The sequence below is a fragment of the Falsihalocynthiibacter sp. CO-5D18 genome, assembly GCF_041205445.1.
Lineage (GTDB): Bacteria > Pseudomonadota > Alphaproteobacteria > Rhodobacterales > Rhodobacteraceae > Falsihalocynthiibacter > Falsihalocynthiibacter arcticus.
In genome coordinates this window covers 165,412-181,226 of the sequence record NZ_JBGFCF010000005.1, presented here as the reverse complement: position 1 = coordinate 181,226, position 15,815 = coordinate 165,412, and the positions used below count along the sequence as shown (strand labels likewise).

Here is a 15,815-nt window from a genome sequence, read left to right as displayed (position 1 = left end):
TCACTCGCTTAAATGGCCGTTTGTCACAATTAGTTCATTGATTAACAAGAAGTATAGGCAAAACTTTCAACAGGTAAATCGCATAATCGGTGTCGTTAGATTTACTTTTAACAAAACTTGAATCATCGTTGCGACAACGAGACCGCAGGACCCAAAAATGACAGACCAACATTCCGCAGCTCTTCTCGCCGGCGTACCTCTCCCAGCGGTGCTAATCGATACCCAACATATAGCGCGTGTTATCAACCCACTGGCCGTTGAACTCTTTGGAGCGGGACTGGAGGGGAGGCATTATATTACCGCTTTGCGGCAACCTATCTTACTCGATTGCGTTGAAAGGTGCTTGGAAAACACACGTGAAACGCGCGCCAAATTCGTCAAGACCACGACCACGCATGAGACTATTTTCGAGGTCGTTTGTCGGCCCGTTGAAATGGCCGAGGGGCAGGGTGTCCTCCTGACATTTCAAGACATTTCTTCGTTTGAGGAAGCGGGTCAAATGCGCCGCGATTTTGTTGCCAATGTGTCGCACGAGTTGAGAACTCCGCTCACAGCCCTCGCAGGGTTCATAGAAACCTTACGAGGATCGGCAAAGAACGATTCGGTGGCGCGCGAGCGTTTCCTTGGGATTATGGATCAAGAAGCCGCCCGCATGAATCGCCTTGTGCGGGATCTTCTGTCGCTTTCTCGAGTAGAATCCCAAGAGCGAATCCGACCTGACGTGCAACTCGATATTGCTTCCGTCATCGATGCCGTCATTGTGGCGCTGCGTCCCTTAGCGGAGGCCTCCGACGTAATGGTTGCCTTTGACATGCCGACAGAGCCAATTCACCTGACGGGGGACAGTGATCAACTCCAGCAGGTGTTTAGCAATCTGATCGAAAACAGCATTAAATATGGCAAAAAGGGCGGTGTTGTCACGATTACTCTAGCCTGCGTTGCGTTTGAACCAAGCCTGCGTTGCCCCGCCGTCCTTGCGACCGTAAGCGACGAAGGCGACGGGATTAAAAGCCACCATTTGCCACGTCTGACCGAGCGGTTTTACCGTGTTGATGGCCATCGCAGCCGCGAATTGGGCGGAACCGGACTTGGGCTTGCGATTGTTAAACACATCGTGAATCGTCATCGCGGACGTCTGAGGATTCAAAGTGACGAGGGAAAAGGCAGCCAATTCATCGTTATTTTGCCCATTTCTTAGAGAAACACGCCAAAGGCCGGCACTTGTCATAAAACCGTTACGTTGATGTCACAAAACCATTAACGAGCGCTCTTAAACAGCGCGTTGAGGGTCTTGCACAAGGAAGGCCCATAACTGACATTAAGGAGTTCCCATGTCATTTGTGAAATTCAGCGTATCTGCTTTGGCACTTGCTGCCGCTACGACATCTGCATCCGCTCGCGATCAAGTACAGATTGCCGGTTCCTCAACTGTATTGCCTTACGCTGCCATCGTGGCTGAAGCTTTTGGTGAAAACACAGACTTCCCGACACCTGTTGTTGAATCCGGTGGCTCTTCTGCTGGCCTCAAAAAATTCTGCCAAGGTCTTGGCGAAGACACAATTGACGTGGCAAACGCCAGTCGCCCAATCAAAGACGCCGAGATCAAAGCCTGTGCCGAAGCTGGCGTAACCGACATCATCGAAGTACGTATCGGCTATGATGGCATTGTATTTGCTTCCGACATCGACGGCGAAACCTTCGAATTCACCCCTGCCGATTGGTACAACGCTTTGTCCGACACCATCTTGGTTGATGGCGCAATGGTTGCGAACCCAAACACGACTTGGACAGACGTTAACGCGGCTTTCCCCGCGCAAAAACTCGCAGCCTTCATCCCAGGTACAAAGCACGGTACCCGCGAAGTCTTTGAGGAGAAAGTGATCCTTGCTGGTTGTGAAGAAACTGGCGCATTTGAGGTTCTCAAAGCTGCCAACGGCGACGACAAAAAAGCCGCTGAAAAAGCTTGTATGGCGATCCGTACCGACGGTGTGTCCGTAGACATCGACGGTGATTACACCGAGACCCTCGCACGCATCGAAAGCAACAAAGACGGCATCGGCGTGTTCGGCCTCGCATTCTATGAAAACAACACAGACAAGCTGCAAGTTGCAACAATGTCCGGCGTTGCCCCTTCAACAGAAACCATCTCGACTGGCGAATACCCTGTGTCGCGTCCTTTGTACTTCTACATCAAAAAAGCGCACATCGGCGTAATCCCTGGCCTCAAAGAATACGCTGAATTCTTCGTATCAGACGAGATCGCGGGCTCCGACGGACCCCTCTCCGAGTACGGTCTTGTAGCCGATCCTGATCTTGCCACAACTCAAGAATTGATCGCCACTGAAGGCACATTGGGGATGTAATCCCCCTTAGGAGCTGCCCAATCGTGGGCGGCTCCTTTCTTATTTGACGGAATGAATATGCCGGTATTTTGGATAATCATCACGATCCTTGCGCTCTCGGCCCTTGGCTACATGTTGGGTCGCAAACGCGCCCTCGCGTCCGCCAACGGGAGTTCAAAGCTCCTCCATTCGCTCCCGATCTATTACGGGAGTTTCGCAGCAGGCACGGCGTTTCTCTCGGGGATTTTTGTTTTGCTGGTGTGGCTTTTCATCCAGCCATTCTTTGTCGAAAACGCAGTTAAATCCTCCCTAGAAACTCAACTCCTTGATGCGGGTGCCGCGAGCAGCTTGGTCCTAAGCGACGTGCACCGCATTGCTGACGGGCTTGATTCAGCCGTTGCACGCGGCGTGTTGGATTGGGAGGCGTCGCATACGCTTTCTGGCACGCCAGAAGCGCTCAAAGACACACTCGGATCATACGGCGTGGCGGTCGGGCAAGCGGTCGAACCTGCGATTCTTGAGGCCGCACAAGAGATGCGCAAGCTAAGTGCAACTGGCCGGTTTTGGTTGTCTCTCGCGAGTATTGGGGCGACCATTGCAGGGCTGATTTATGCACTCAGCAAGATCACCAAGGATTTCCGCGCCCGTAATCGTGTAGAAGCCGCCATCAAACTGATGTTGATTTTTTCAGCCTCCATCGCGATCTTCACCACAGCGGGCATCGTGCTTTCCATGTTGTTTGAAACGCGCAATTTCTTCTTTCAGTACCCGTTCGTTCAGTTCTTCTTTGGAACCAACTGGGCACCGAATTTTCGGGGGGACAGCGACCTTGGTATCCTGCCGCTCCTCTGGGGCACGCTTTATATCAGCTTCATCGCGCTCCTTTTCGCGGTGCCTGTGGGGTTGTTCGCCGCGATCTATATGTCTGAATATGCAGGCCCTAAAACCCGCGCCATTGCCAAACCTCTGATCGAAGTTCTCGCGGGTATTCCGACGATTGTTTACGGCCTGTTTGCTCTGGTGACAGTTGGCCCGATGCTGCGGGATCATTTCGCGCAACCTTTGGGTCTTGGTGAAAGCAGTGCGTCGGTGATGACGGCGGGGCTTGTGATGGGGATCATGCTTATTCCCTTCGTGAGTTCGCTGTCGGATGACATCATCAACGCGGTACCTCAAACCATGCGCGATGCCTCGCTTGGCCTCGGCGCCACAAAGTCCGAAACCATCCGCCAAGTTGTGGTGCCAGCAGCGCTTCCGGGCATTGTGGGCGCGGTTTTGCTCGCGGCCAGTCGCGCCATTGGCGAAACCATGATCGTGGTGATGGGGGCAGGGGCCGCGGCCCGCTTGTCGCTCAATCCCTTTGAGGCCATGACAACCGTGACCGTTAAAATCGTCAGCCAATTGACAGGCGATACCGACTTTGCCAGCCCAGAAACGCTCGTCGCTTTTGCGCTTGGCCTTACCCTCTTTACCATCACGTTGGGGCTGAATGTTATCGCCCTCTATATCGTGCGCAAATATCGGGAACAGTACGAATGAGCGATTTTTCAACCAACCGTCCATCGGCCTCGCTGTATGTGCAAACCGACCGCGTGAAAAAGCGCAACGCAGCCGAGAGACGGTTTCGCTATTACGGAATGGCAGCGATCAGTGTGGGCCTTCTTGCCCTCATTGTTTTGGTCACGTCGATTGTGAGCAACGGCGCGGGCGCATTTCGCCAGACCTTTATCACGCTGAATGTGGACCTTCTCGAAAGCAAGCTCGACAAATCCGGCGTGCGTGATTTGGAGGTGATGAAAAAAGCTTCAACGATCACCTACGCGCCACTCCTGACCACAGCCTTGTTGGAAAAACTGGCAGCAGCGGGCGTCACCGATCTGTCTAAAAAAGAAGCAAGCGGGATGATTTCCAAAGAAGCCCCCGCGCAAGTGCGCAATATGGTGTTGAGCAACCCAAACCTCATAGGCCAAACCATCACAATCAACGTTTTGGCGGATGGTCGGGTCGATGGCTATTACAAGGACCGCGTGTCGCTAGAAAGCGCGGCCTTAGATCAAAACGTCACGCCGGAACAACTCCTCGCCGCAGATGCTTTGAAGAAATCTGGCGATATAGTAACCCGTTTCAACTGGGGCTTCATCACAGCCCCCGACGCCTCAGACCAGCGCCCCGAAGCGGCAGGCCTTGGCGTCGCGATCTTGGGTAGCCTTTATATGATGGGGGTTGTGTTGCTTTTGGCCCTGCCAATCGGGGTAACAGCCAGCATCTATCTGGAAGAATTTGCGCCCAAGAACCGCTGGACGGATTTTATTGAGGTCAACATCAGCAACCTCGCTGCGGTCCCCTCGATTGTGTTCGGTATCCTTGGACTGGCGATTTTCATTAACTTCGCGGGCCTACCGCAATCGGCACCGATTGTCGGCGGCTTGGTCCTGACACTGATGACGCTTCCCACGATTATCATCTCGACCCGCGCCAGCCTGAAATCTGTACCGCCAAGCATCCGCGACGCGGCGTTGGGGGTCGGCGCCAGCAAGATGCAGGCCGTCTTCCACCACGTGTTGCCCCTCGCGGCACCGGGTATTTTGACGGGTACGATTATTGGCCTTGCGCAAGCCCTCGGCGAAACCGCGCCCTTGTTGCTCATCGGGATGGTCGCCTTTGTGCGCGAATTCCCGGGTGCGCCGCCAGAAGGCCTGTTTGATCCGGCATCGGCGCTTCCTGTGCAGGTTTATAATTGGACACAACGGGCTGATCCGGCCTTCTTTGAGCGGGCTTCCGGCGCGATTATCGTACTGTTGTTAATGCTGATTGTGATAAACGCAGGGGCAGTTATGTTGCGCCGCCGCTTTGAACGCCGCTGGTAGAGAGGGCGCAAAAATGAATGATATGAGAATGATGGAGAGAGTCGTGAGTGATCAAAAAACCAAGATTTCTGCGGCAAATGTGCAGGTCTATTACGGAGAGACTCAAGCGCTTAAGGACGTAAACGTCGAGATCTCTGCCCAAACCGTTACGGCCTTTATTGGTCCGTCGGGGTGTGGAAAATCCACCTTCCTGCGCTGTTTGAACCGCATGAACGACACGATTGATATTTGTCGGGTGGAAGGCAAAATCTTGCTGGACAATGAAGACATCTATGACGCAAAAGTGGACCCTGTTCAATTGCGGGCCAAGGTCGGCATGGTGTTTCAAAAGCCAAATCCCTTCCCGAAATCGATCTATGACAATGTGGCCTATGGCCCGAAAATTCACGGGATGGCCGCAAACAAAACCGAGCTTGACCAGATTGTCGAAGACAGCCTGCGCAAAGCCGCGCTTTGGGAAGAGGTCAAAGACCGTCTTCTCGCCCCCGGAACGGGCCTTTCGGGCGGCCAGCAACAACGTTTGTGCATCGCCCGCGCCATCGCGACCAGCCCAGAAGTGCTCCTGATGGATGAACCATGTTCGGCGCTTGATCCCATTGCAACCGCGCAGGTTGAGGAACTCATCGACGAATTGCGCTCCAACTTTTCTGTGGTTATCGTAACGCACTCCATGCAGCAAGCCGCCCGTGTGAGCCAGAAAACAGCGTTTTTCCACCTTGGAAACCTCGTTGAATTTGGCGCGACTGACAGTATTTTCACCAACCCCGTTGATCCCCGTACGGAGGCCTATATTTCAGGCCGGATCGGTTAGGAGACCCCCATGCAAGAACAACACATCGTATCCTCGTTCGACCGTGATCTTGAAAGCATTCAAGCACTTATCATGAAAATGGGCGGCCTTGTTGAGGTGGCCATTTCCGATGCAACCAGAGCATTGGAAGACCGTGACGAGGAGCTTGCACAGCAAGTGCGACACCGCGACAAAGCCATTGACGCCCTCGAAGATCAGGTAAATTCCGAAGCGGCGCGTGTCATTGCGTTGCGCTCGCCCACGGCAACGGACCTGCGCACGGTTCTGACAGTGATGAAACTCGCGGGGAACCTTGAGCGGGTCGGGGACTATGCCAAAAACCTTGGAAAACGTACGTCGTCCCTCGTTCAAATGCCCGATATTGACGGCGCATCCGGCGCAATCCGGCGCATGGGGCGTGAAGTGGAACACATGCTGCGCGATGCTTTGGACGCCTTCGTTCAACGCGACGTCGCAATGGCAGAAGATGTGCGCCGCCGTGATCAAGAAGTTGACCAAATGTACAACGCCCTGTTTCGCGAATTCCTCACCTTCATGATGGAAGACCCACGCAACATTACCGCCTGTATGCACCTGCATTTTATTGCAAAAAACATCGAACGCATGGGCGACCACACCACGTCAATTGCAGAACAGGTTATCTATCTTGTGACCGGTGAAATGCCCGCTGAAGAGCGCATCAAAGGATCAATGCCGTCCTATAATCTTGATTTGTAAAGGATTAATTGAATGTCCGCAGACAAACCATCCGTCCTCGTTGTCGAAGATGAGCCCGCACAACGCGAAGTCCTCGTGTATAATCTTGAAGCCGAAGGTTACGAAGTATTCAAGGCCGTGAACGGGGAAGAAGCCCTTTTGATGGTGCGTGAAGAAAACCCCGATTTGGTACTTCTTGATTGGATGCTACCGAATGTGTCTGGCATTGAAATTTGTCGCCGGTTGAAGTCACGGGCCGAAACCCGTGATGTACCCGTCATTATGCTTTCTGCGCGCAGCGAAGAGGTTGACCGCGTGCGGGGATTGGAAAATGGCGCCGATGATTATGTTGTGAAACCCTATTCGGTGGCCGAGCTGATGGCCCGCGTGCGCAACAATCTGAGGCGCACACGCCCCGCCGCCGTTGGGCAAACGCTAGAGTTTGAAAACGTTGTGCTCAATAGTGAAAGCCACAAGGTTTTCCGTGCCGGTCAAGAGTTGAAGCTTGGTCCGACAGAGTTTCGCTTGTTGGTGACCTTCATGGAAAAACCGGGTCGGGTTTACAGCCGCGAGCAGCTTTTGGATCGGGTTTGGGGGCGCGATATCTATGTTGATACGCGCACGGTTGACGTTCATATTGGGCGCCTGCGCAAGGCCTTGAGCATCAAAGGTTCGGAAGATTTAATCCGAACCGTGCGCGGTGCAGGCTATGCATTGGGATAACGCATTAGGGCAGGGCGCTTAAGGAGCGGCCTGCGTTAACACTGCTTTCGCAAGGCTGGTAAGGGGAAGCTCGCGTTCAACGGCCCCGATAGACTTCGCAACTTTAGGCATTCCATAAACCACGCAACTTTCTTGATCTTGGCCATAGGTACGCGATCCGGTCTGCCGCATTTCGAGCAGACCATCAGCGCCATCCTGCCCCATGCCTGTCAAAATAACTCCCGTTGCGCGTTTGCCAATATTTGTAGCCAGAGAGCGGAAAAGCACGTCCACCGAGGGGCGATGCCGCGACACAAGACCACCTTCATTCAAAGAAACGATCATTTCCTTTGAATTCAGAGGGTTGTACATAATTTCCATGTGATGAGACCCGGGCGCGAGGAGGGCGAGGCCGTTTCGCAGAACGTCTCCCTGCTTGGCTTCACGCACGTCCATGGGGGCGTATTTGTTGAGGCGCTTCGCAAATGGCCCGGTAAAAACCTCGGGCATATGTTGCACCATGACAATCGGTGGGCAATTGGACGGCATCCCTCCTAAAAGTGTTTTAAGAGCCTCTGGGCCGCCCGTCGAAGATCCAACACCAAGGACCGATAGAGAGTTTTCAACACGTTTTACCTCTTTTGGATCAAGCGCGTAGCTTTTTATAGCGTCCGGGTTTTGAGCAATATTTCGAGATCTTTTTTGCAACTTTGCCAATGCTGCTCCGCGCACGGTGTCACATATCTGCATTTGTAAATCGGCCGCGTGACGCCCATTGCCCACCAATCCTTTTTCAATCACCCCCACAGCGCCCATTTCTAAGGCTTGCATCAGTAAATCGGATCCTTTGGTGACAATCGTTGAACACATCACGACAGGAATCGGCCGGTGGGCCATCAGGCGGCGTAGAAACTCAAGGCCGTCCATTTTTGGCATTTCAACATCCAAAGTAATGACGTCAGGCTGTAAACTATCAACCATTTGTTTGGCCTCGAAGGCATCCTTCGCACATCCAACCACCTCTAGGCGTCGGTCTTTTGATAGGATCATTTCAATTGCTTTGCGAAAAAAGGCGCTGTCATCGACAATTAGGACACGGTATTTGGGAAGGGAGACGTTCATTTCCTCTATTCCTTTATAAAAATTGCTGGACCTACACGCTTGGTACCAATGGTTTCAATCGAAAGAACTTCAGTGTGCCCAATCATCAGTATTCCACCGGGCCGTAGGCGAGAAAGTACGTGGTTAAAAACGCGCTGCTGGTCGTCCTTGTTGAAATATAACAATACGTTACGCAGGAGTGCTAAATCGAATTGAGGTGTGCTAAACAACGGCGGAGTCAATAAATTATGCGCAACAAAACTGGCGGACTCCAAAAGCGGCGCAGCAATGCGAAATTTTTGATTTTCGGTGCAATTCCGTTGCAAATATTTTGACCGATACTGCGCCGGAAGGCCGCTGATTTCCTCTGCACTGAAAATTGCAGCTTTTGCGCGTGCGAGAATGGTCTTGGAAATATCAGTTCCAACGAGATTTGCACAATAAGGAACGCCCGCATCCTCTTGAAACTGCGCGATTTCTATTGCTGTACTCCAAAGTTCGGACCCCAACGAGCATGCGGCACTCCAAACATTGAGACAAGAGGCGGGTTTACCATCGGAGAGCCGGTTTAGCCCCCCATTCCGGAGCCATTTAAAATGCGCAGGTTCGCGAAAAAAATCCGTAGTATGCGTTACGAGGCTCTCCATTAACGCGTGTTCTTCAACTTGATCGTCCTGAACGCGTCTGATGTAACCTTCAAAACTTTCGTCCCGATGAACACGCATCCGTCTGCGCACGCGCAGCGTTAGGAAGTCAACTTGATCAGGCGTGATCCGGTTACCAGACAAGCGTTCAGCAATCTCGATAAAGATTGCGGCGTGCTTCTGGGACAGCGGTGTTTGCGCAAAGCTGCGCCTTTGTACAACATTCATTCTTAGGTCCAGCAATTAGATTACGTCCGTACTCGCGGCGTGCAACTTGGTGGCCATAGGAGTGAACGAATTTCCCAAACGATTGGTAAATGGCCGTTTCCTTTATTATCTCAATTTTGCATATTTTTTTACGGGACATGGCATCACACTGATTAAATTGACCTAATTCGGTGAGTAAGCATTAGGAAAATTAAAATTCATTGCCGCAAGCAAGTTCAATGGTCCTGTTTTTTTTTGCAAAGGTGTAAGCGAATCTTGTTGGGCTTTAGGGTAGGGCGCTCATCGCAATTCCTCCATCATCTTTTCGCGGCCCCTTTCATCTGGTGTCTTCCAGCCGAGGCATTTACGCGGAGTATTGTTTTGAGACGGTCACTGTTTTTTTGATATCGTGATCCGACATTCTTCGGATGTCTCGTTTGCGGAGCAGCAGACGTCTAGCCCTTGGATTGATGTTTTCAACAGAGCCGTAGTATGCCGCGTTCTTAGGCAAGCATTCATCTAGGAAGCGATCACGCCGCAGTTCCCAGTAAATTGTTGATCGACAGCACTTCAACACGCTAGAAATCTCATCAACAGGAACTTTAGCGTGCTTCCAACATTCAACAGCCTAGAAGTTGATTGCTATGCAATCAATGAAAAGGACACCTGCTTTGTTCTGTGAGACTTAACTGAGCATAAGTCGTTCCCACACCGATTCCTCTTGTTAGATAAAATACTGTTTTCTAACAAAAGTCGAAGTTGGAGGTAGCGCGCACCCGCGCACATCCATAAGGCGTATAATTGGTATTATGTTAAATTAATGTGCAGTCAAATATGCACCGTTTGATTAAAACGTGTCTTTCTTGTTAGAAACGCCTACCATGCAACTGCAATTCCACCCAACTAGACAGATAGCCGACAATTGATTGGAAATCTTTCAATTTCTCAATATAAGTTTCATTATGGGACTGAAAAAAGGTTTGTAGCTATGACATCTATTCTAATTCTTAACGGACCGAACCTAAATCTTCTGGGCACCCGCCAGCCAGAAGTCTACGGAAGTGAGACGCTCTCTGACGTTGAGAAAATGTGTAAAACCCACGGGCAAGCGCTTGATATCGATATCTCGTGCCTTCAATCCAATCATGAAGGTGCCCTTATTGATGCGCTCCATGCCGCCAAATCCAAATTTAAAGGCGTTGTATTGAACGCTGGCGCTTACACCCACACATCCGTCGCCCTTATGGATGCCATCGCATCGGTTAGCCTGCCCGTGGTCGAAGTGCATCTGTCAAACATTCACGCCCGTGAAACATTTCGGCATAAATCCTTCATTGCCCCTGTGGCGTTAGGCCAGATTTGCGGTTTTGGCTCTCACGGATACATCCTTGCGATTGATGCTCTTGTTAAGCATTTGGCGGGTTCTACTGCATGAATTCTTATCTCGAAAGTCTCATAGAAGCCCAAACACTTGATGACCTTTGGGAGCTCCATGTCGCCCGAATTTCCGAATTTGGCTTTGGGAGAATGTTGTATGGATTTACGCGCGTTTGGGGCGATAACCGATTTGGCAATCCAGATGATATAGTGGTTTTGAGCAACCACCCCGAAGCCTACACCAACGGGTTCATTTTCGAGGAGCACTATGCTCGCTCGCCGATCGCGCAATGGGCTTTGCAACATTCCGGCCCAATCAGTTGGAGTCGTGCCCAAATCCCGACCGGCCAAAGTCCTTTGACGAAGGAACAGCAAGAAGCCCTTGATTTCAATAAAGAACATAACATTTTTGCGGGATATACGATTAGCTTTCCGAGCGACCGTTCTCGTGAAAAATCCGCTATGATTTTGACGGCGGACGTGGGCGTAACACAGGAAGAAGTTGACGCACTTTGGGAGACGCATGGCCGCACTATCAATGCGCTTTGTACCATTTTTCACCTAAAGGCCCAAAGCCTGCCGCACAGCTATTCGCGCAATCTGTTGACCAAAAGACAAAGAGAAGTTTTGGAATGGGTCGGCGACGGGAAAACCACGCAAGACATTGCAACCATCATGGGTCTCAAACCTGAGACTATAGAAAAACACCTCCGTTTAGCTCGTGAAGCGCTTGAGGTAGAAACAACAACACAGGCCGTTTTGAAAGCATCTTTTCAAAAGCAGATTTTTGTTGTACCAACCTAACATGTCATAAAGTTAGGTTGGTATGGTTTTCCATACTTTTAAACAGTCGCCAAACAGGCGATTAATGGTTTGTTCCGTGAGTGAAGTCTTTTTTGGCTAGGAGCAATTGGTCGGTCATACCTGCAATTACAGGATATGACCGACTATCTCGGGAAACCGAATTGCATGTCCTTGAGCGTATAGTCCGCAAAGAGTAGCTGCGACATTGTCTGGTTCTATCCCCAATTGGACCAGGTTTGACGGAGAAAACAGTGTGGTCCTGCCCGGATTGCACTGTTTTTTTGTGTCTAAAGTCCAAGTGTGTCTGAATCACAATGCAAAACGCCGGCCCATTGGGACCGGCGTTTCAAACTTAAGACGGGAACAAAGCCCCCTGCCCTAAACCTTAGCCTTTAACAGTTTTCATAACTTCTGCTGCGAAATCTTCTTCGACTTTTTCGATGCCTTCGCCAACAGCGAGACGTACAAAGCCAAGGATTTCAACGCCAGCTTCTTTTGCTGCGGCTTCAACAGTGAGGTCTGGATTCACAACGAAGCTTTGACCCAAGAGTGTAACTTCACCCATGAATTTCGCCATCCGGCCAACGATCATTTTTTCGATCACTTGCTCAGGCTTGCCACTTTCGCGGGCTTGCTCGACCAAAATCGCTTTTTCGCGTGCAACGAAGGCTGGGTCTAGATCAGCTTCGCCCAAAGATGCGGGGCTTGCGGCCGCTACGTGCATAGCAACCTGCTTGCCGAACGCTTCATTCTCGCCGCTCAACGCAACCAAAACACCGATGCTGCCCATGTTCGGGGCTGCAGCGTTATGGACGTAGGACACGACAGATGCGCCTTCAACAACAGACATGCGACGCACGTTCATGTTTTCGCCAATGGTCGCAACTTTGTCTTGTACAACTTCGCTGACGGGTTTGCCGTTCAATTCGGCCGCATTCAACGCATCAACGTCATTTACAGTCAGGGCAACAGTCGCAATGCTCGCAACCATTGCTTGGAAGTCTGCGTTTTTGGAAACGAAATCTGTCTCAGAATTCACTTCGACAGCAACGCCTTTGCCACCGGAAACTGCGACGACAACAAGGCCTTCAGCAGCCGTACGGCCAGATTTCTTTGCAGCTTTCGCCAAACCTTTGGTGCGAAGCCAATCAACAGCGGCCTCCATAGCGCCATCTGTTTCGACGAGCGCTTTTTTCGCGTCCATCATGCCGGCGCCCGTGGAGTCGCGCAGCTCTTTAACCATTGCAGCAGTGATCGCCATATCGGCTCTCCTAAAAAAATGTGTTATATAGGAGAACGCGCCAGAAATATGGCGCGTTCTATGTCAATTCAATGACAGTTGAAAAGAAAGTCTGCGGGCTTACGCCTCAACAGCAACTTCCTCAACGAGAGCTTCTTCCAACTCGCCCAAATCAACGCCAGCAGCGCCCATTTGTGCTGTCATACCGTCCAAAGCTGCGCGCGCAACAAGGTCAGTATAAAGCGCGATAGCGCGTGCCGCGTCATCGTTACCTGGAATGATATAGTCGATACCGTCTGGTGAGCAGTTGGAGTCAACGATCGCAACAACAGGGATACCCAATTTGTTTGCTTCCGCGATGGCCAATTGCTCTTTGTTGACGTCGATAACGAAAAGCAGATCAGGAACACCGCCCATTTCGCGGATCCCACCAAGGCTTGCTTGGAGTTTGCCTTGCTGACGTTCCATGCCAAGACGCTCTTTTTTGGTGAGGCCTTCGCCGCCATTTTCGAGTTTCTCGTCAAAGGTTTTCAGACGGCTGATCGACGCGGAAACTGTTTTCCAGTTTGTCAGCGTGCCACCAAGCCAGCGGTGATTCATGAAGTATTGCGCACATTTTTCTGCAGCTTCAGCAACAGGCTTTTGAGCCTGACGTTTTGTGCCAACAAAAAGAACACGACCGCCTTTAGCAGTAGTATCGCGCACAACTTGAAGCGCCTGGTCCAACATAGGAACAGTTTGCGTCAGGTCGAGAATGTGAATGCCGTTACGCGCACCATAGATGTAGGGACCCATCCGTGGGTTCCAACGAGGAGTTTGGTGGCCAAAGTGAACGCCAGCTTCAAGAAGCTGCCGCATGGTAAAATCAGGTAGCGCCATGCTATAAATCCTTTCCGGTTTATCCTGAGCGAAACCATTGAGGGCGTGTGCCCAACCGGTGGACTGTACGGGATTTCTCCCCGCACGGCCCTAGTTTCGCCTGTGAAGTAGCGCGCATTTAGCTCACCTTTCCTGAGTCTGCAAGTCCCCGAGGCCTATTTTCCCGTTTTAAGCAGGTGGATGCGCAAAATAAGCGAGAATTACTCCGAATAGGTGTATTCAACACGTCTTGCACTTTTATCGTCTTCACGCGACAAAGTGTTATGAACGCACCTTCCAAAACACCCGAAATTCTTACGATTGGTTCCGTCCTTTGGGATGTGATCGGCCGCGCGGCGTCGCATATGCGTATGGGTTCGGACGTTCCGGGCCGCATTACGCGCCTTCCGGGCGGGGTTGCGATGAATATCGCCATGACCCTAACACGGTTTGGCCAAACACCCGCGCTCCTTACGGCCATTGGCGAAGACAGCCAAGGGAGCGAACTTATGGAAGCTGCGCGTCAACTCGGGATCAATACCGACTATGTCTATCGCTCCGCCGACCTGCCCACCGACCGCTATATGGCGATTGAGGGCGCGAACGGGTTGATCGCAGCCATTGCTGACGCACATTCGCTCGAAGCGGCGGGTGACAAAATTCTGCGGCCTTTAAGCGACGGGCGTTTGGGCAGCATGGAGTCTCCTTATACAGGCTCCATTGCACTTGATGGTAACCTCACGCGCACATTGCTTGAAAATATCGCCACCAGCGCGCTTTTTGCCCAAGCGGACCTACGTGTTGCGCCTGCCAGTCCGGGCAAGGCAGATCGCCTACACCCGTTCCTCAACCATACCCGCGCCACTCTCTATGTGAACCTCGAAGAAGCGGGGCTTTTGTGCCAACACAGCTTTGATACCGCCGAACTTGCCGCCAAAGGCTTGCTTGCGCGCGGTGCGCGTCGGGTTTTGGTAACCGATGGTGGCAAACAGGCCTGTGATGGCAGCGCCGAGGGTCTGGTGATGGCATGCCCGCCCGAAGTCCTCGTGACGCGGGTGACGGGCGCGGGCGATACCTTTATGGCCGCCCATATCGTGCGCGAATCCCGTGGTACCCCGCGGGAGGACGCGCTAAAAGCCGCTCTTCAAGCTGCCGCAATTTATGTTTCCGGAGGAACACCCTTATGAGCCTACCCATTGTCCTTGCCCCCGATGTTGCCGCCGCCCGCAAAGCCGGTGCGCCAATTGTTGCGTTGGAAAGCACGATTATCACCCACGGGATGCCCTATCCGCAAAACATCGAAACCGCGCGTCTGGTTGAGGATTGTGTGCGCGAAAACGGCGCAACCCCAGCGACAATCGCGGTGATGAACGGCAAGCTGCATATCGGCCTAACCGACGCGGAACTCACCGAATTGGCCACCGCCAAGAACGTCGCCAAAGTCTCGCGCGCGGATATCGCCGTGGTGCTTGCGAATGGCGGTTATGGCGCGACGACGGTTGCCGCCACGATGATCGCCGCCAACCTCGCAGGCATCAGCGTTTTCGCAACCGGCGGCATCGGTGGTGTCCACAAGGGCGCGGAATTGACCTTTGATATCTCCGCTGACCTTCGCGAATTATCCGAAACGGCCGTAACCGTGGTTGCCGCGGGGGCCAAGGCCATTCTTGACCTTGAGAAAACCTACGAAGTGCTTGAAACCCTTGGTGTTCCTGTGATCGCCGTCGGTCAAGATACCCTGCCCGCGTTCTGGTCCAGAACCTCGCATATGACAGCGCCCCTGCGGATGGATTCCGCCGCCGAAATCGCCCGCGCCCAGAAAATGCGCACATTGATGGGCCTTCCGGGGGGGCAGTTGATCGCCAATCCCATCCCCGCAGAATCCGAAATCGCCGCCGAGGTTTTAGCGCCCGTAATCGCGCAGGCACTTGCTGAGGCCAATGAGCAAGGCATTTCCGCCAAAGAGGTCACTCCGTTCCTGTTGGGCCGCATTTTTGAGTTGACGGAGGGCAAGTCGCTTGTGGCAAATATCGCGCTGGTGCTCAACAATGCGCGCCTTGCGGCTGAAATATCTGTTGAAATGGCGAAAACTTAGGCACTTCGTATTTAGAACTGAAAACCAACACTTTTGCAGCGGGCCTCTCTTGTGAGCGGGCCTGCGAGGCT

General features: G+C 52.3%; 15 protein-coding genes. 11 read left to right on the top strand and 4 right to left on the bottom strand.

What is annotated here, in order from left to right; all coding sequences use genetic code 11:
• The first annotated feature begins 157 nt into the window (after nucleotides 1-157).
• From AB9F27_RS08975 to phoB, 7 genes are all read left to right on the top strand, one after another.
• Nucleotides 158-1,198: an ATP-binding protein gene (locus AB9F27_RS08975; RefSeq protein ID WP_335585562.1), complete on the top strand. Its 1,041-nt coding sequence runs from the start codon at nucleotides 158-160 to the stop codon at nucleotides 1,196-1,198.
• Between the two features lie 133 nt (nucleotides 1,199-1,331).
• Nucleotides 1,332-2,363 (top strand): substrate-binding domain-containing protein, encoded by a 1,032-nt coding sequence (locus tag AB9F27_RS08970; protein WP_335585561.1) that lies wholly within the window; start codon nucleotides 1,332-1,334, stop codon nucleotides 2,361-2,363.
• A 57-nt stretch (nucleotides 2,364-2,420) separates the two neighbouring features.
• Nucleotides 2,421-3,881, top strand: a complete 1,461-nt coding sequence (pstC, locus tag AB9F27_RS08965) for a phosphate ABC transporter permease subunit PstC (protein WP_335585560.1) — start codon at nucleotides 2,421-2,423, stop codon at nucleotides 3,879-3,881.
• Entirely contained in the window at nucleotides 3,878-5,209 is a 1,332-nt protein-coding gene (gene pstA, locus AB9F27_RS08960; RefSeq protein ID WP_335585559.1) for a phosphate ABC transporter permease PstA, read from the top strand. Before pstC ends, pstA begins: the two co-directional genes overlap by 4 nt.
• A gap of 13 nt (nucleotides 5,210-5,222) precedes the next feature.
• Complete coding sequence (pstB, locus tag AB9F27_RS08955; protein WP_039003401.1) at nucleotides 5,223-6,020, top strand: phosphate ABC transporter ATP-binding protein PstB; 798 nt, start codon at nucleotides 5,223-5,225, stop codon at nucleotides 6,018-6,020.
• A gap of 9 nt (nucleotides 6,021-6,029) precedes the next feature.
• Nucleotides 6,030-6,737, top strand: a complete 708-nt coding sequence (gene phoU, locus AB9F27_RS08950) for a phosphate signaling complex protein PhoU (RefSeq protein WP_335585558.1) — start codon at nucleotides 6,030-6,032, stop codon at nucleotides 6,735-6,737.
• Between the two features lie 12 nt (nucleotides 6,738-6,749).
• A complete protein-coding gene (gene phoB, locus AB9F27_RS08945) occupies nucleotides 6,750-7,439 on the top strand; it encodes a phosphate regulon transcriptional regulator PhoB (RefSeq protein ID WP_335585557.1) in 690 nt (229 codons plus the stop codon).
• 18 nt (nucleotides 7,440-7,457) lie between these two features.
• On the opposite strand, the gene AB9F27_RS08940 is transcribed toward phoB, so the two are convergent.
• Together AB9F27_RS08940 and AB9F27_RS08935 are read right to left on the bottom strand one after the other, a co-directional pair.
• The gene (locus AB9F27_RS08940) at nucleotides 7,458-8,540 is read right to left on the bottom strand and encodes a chemotaxis response regulator protein-glutamate methylesterase (protein ID WP_335585556.1); all 1,083 of its coding nucleotides are present in this window, start codon (nucleotides 8,538-8,540) and stop codon (nucleotides 7,458-7,460) included.
• A 5-nt stretch (nucleotides 8,541-8,545) separates the two neighbouring features.
• Complete coding sequence (locus AB9F27_RS08935) at nucleotides 8,546-9,244, bottom strand: CheR family methyltransferase (RefSeq protein ID WP_335585555.1); 699 nt, start codon at nucleotides 9,242-9,244, stop codon at nucleotides 8,546-8,548.
• Between the two features lie 1,114 nt (nucleotides 9,245-10,358).
• On the opposite strand from AB9F27_RS08935, the gene aroQ reads away from it, so the two are divergent.
• Entirely contained in the window at nucleotides 10,359-10,805 is a 447-nt protein-coding gene (aroQ, locus tag AB9F27_RS08930; protein WP_335585554.1) for a type II 3-dehydroquinate dehydratase, read from the top strand.
• The gene (locus tag AB9F27_RS08925) at nucleotides 10,802-11,551 is read left to right on the top strand and encodes a LuxR family transcriptional regulator (protein WP_335585553.1); all 750 of its coding nucleotides are present in this window, start codon (nucleotides 10,802-10,804) and stop codon (nucleotides 11,549-11,551) included. Before aroQ ends, AB9F27_RS08925 begins: the two co-directional genes overlap by 4 nt.
• Before the next feature lie 385 nt (nucleotides 11,552-11,936).
• Here the strand turns inward: AB9F27_RS08925 and tsf are convergent, their stop codons facing one another.
• Together tsf and rpsB are read right to left on the bottom strand one after the other, a co-directional pair.
• Entirely contained in the window at nucleotides 11,937-12,812 is an 876-nt protein-coding gene (gene tsf / locus AB9F27_RS08920) for a translation elongation factor Ts (protein ID WP_039003568.1), read from the bottom strand.
• 99 nt (nucleotides 12,813-12,911) lie between these two features.
• Nucleotides 12,912-13,670: a 30S ribosomal protein S2 gene (gene rpsB / locus AB9F27_RS08915; protein ID WP_039003567.1), complete on the bottom strand. Its 759-nt coding sequence runs from the start codon at nucleotides 13,668-13,670 to the stop codon at nucleotides 12,912-12,914.
• A gap of 263 nt (nucleotides 13,671-13,933) precedes the next feature.
• Here rpsB and AB9F27_RS08910 point away from each other — a divergent pair, with 263 nt between their 5' ends.
• Together AB9F27_RS08910 and AB9F27_RS08905 are read left to right on the top strand one after the other, a co-directional pair.
• Nucleotides 13,934-14,836: a PfkB family carbohydrate kinase gene (locus AB9F27_RS08910; protein ID WP_335585552.1), complete on the top strand. Its 903-nt coding sequence runs from the start codon at nucleotides 13,934-13,936 to the stop codon at nucleotides 14,834-14,836.
• Nucleotides 14,833-15,744, top strand: a complete 912-nt coding sequence (locus AB9F27_RS08905; protein WP_335585551.1) for a pseudouridine-5'-phosphate glycosidase — start codon at nucleotides 14,833-14,835, stop codon at nucleotides 15,742-15,744. Before AB9F27_RS08910 ends, AB9F27_RS08905 begins: the two co-directional genes overlap by 4 nt.
• The last annotated feature ends 71 nt before the right edge of the window (nucleotides 15,745-15,815 follow it).

Excerpts from the sequence above, each read along its gene's own strand:
- AB9F27_RS08905 (WP_335585551.1), top strand. The coding sequence starts at position 14,833 with ATGAGCCTACCCATTGTCCTTGCCCCCGATGTTGCCGCCGCCCGCAAA.
- phoB (WP_335585557.1), top strand. The coding sequence starts at position 6,750 with ATGTCCGCAGACAAACCATCCGTCCTCGTTGTCGAAGATGAGCCCGCA.
- AB9F27_RS08970 (WP_335585561.1), top strand. The coding sequence starts at position 1,332 with ATGTCATTTGTGAAATTCAGCGTATCTGCTTTGGCACTTGCTGCCGCT.
- AB9F27_RS08935 (WP_335585555.1), bottom strand. The coding sequence starts at position 9,244 with ATGCGTGTTCATCGGGACGAAAGTTTTGAAGGTTACATCAGACGCGTT.
- AB9F27_RS08925 (WP_335585553.1), top strand. The coding sequence starts at position 10,802 with ATGAATTCTTATCTCGAAAGTCTCATAGAAGCCCAAACACTTGATGAC.
- aroQ (WP_335585554.1), top strand. The coding sequence starts at position 10,359 with ATGACATCTATTCTAATTCTTAACGGACCGAACCTAAATCTTCTGGGC.
- tsf (WP_039003568.1), bottom strand. The coding sequence starts at position 12,812 with ATGGCGATCACTGCTGCAATGGTTAAAGAGCTGCGCGACTCCACGGGC.
- phoU (WP_335585558.1), top strand. The coding sequence starts at position 6,030 with ATGCAAGAACAACACATCGTATCCTCGTTCGACCGTGATCTTGAAAGC.
- pstA (WP_335585559.1), top strand. The coding sequence starts at position 3,878 with ATGAGCGATTTTTCAACCAACCGTCCATCGGCCTCGCTGTATGTGCAA.
- rpsB (WP_039003567.1), bottom strand. The coding sequence starts at position 13,670 with ATGGCGCTACCTGATTTTACCATGCGGCAGCTTCTTGAAGCTGGCGTT.
- AB9F27_RS08975 (WP_335585562.1), top strand. The coding sequence starts at position 158 with ATGACAGACCAACATTCCGCAGCTCTTCTCGCCGGCGTACCTCTCCCA.
- AB9F27_RS08940 (WP_335585556.1), bottom strand. The coding sequence starts at position 8,540 with ATGAACGTCTCCCTTCCCAAATACCGTGTCCTAATTGTCGATGACAGC.
- pstC (WP_335585560.1), top strand. The coding sequence starts at position 2,421 with ATGCCGGTATTTTGGATAATCATCACGATCCTTGCGCTCTCGGCCCTT.
- pstB (WP_039003401.1), top strand. The coding sequence starts at position 5,223 with ATGAATGATATGAGAATGATGGAGAGAGTCGTGAGTGATCAAAAAACC.
- AB9F27_RS08910 (WP_335585552.1), top strand. The coding sequence starts at position 13,934 with ATGAACGCACCTTCCAAAACACCCGAAATTCTTACGATTGGTTCCGTC.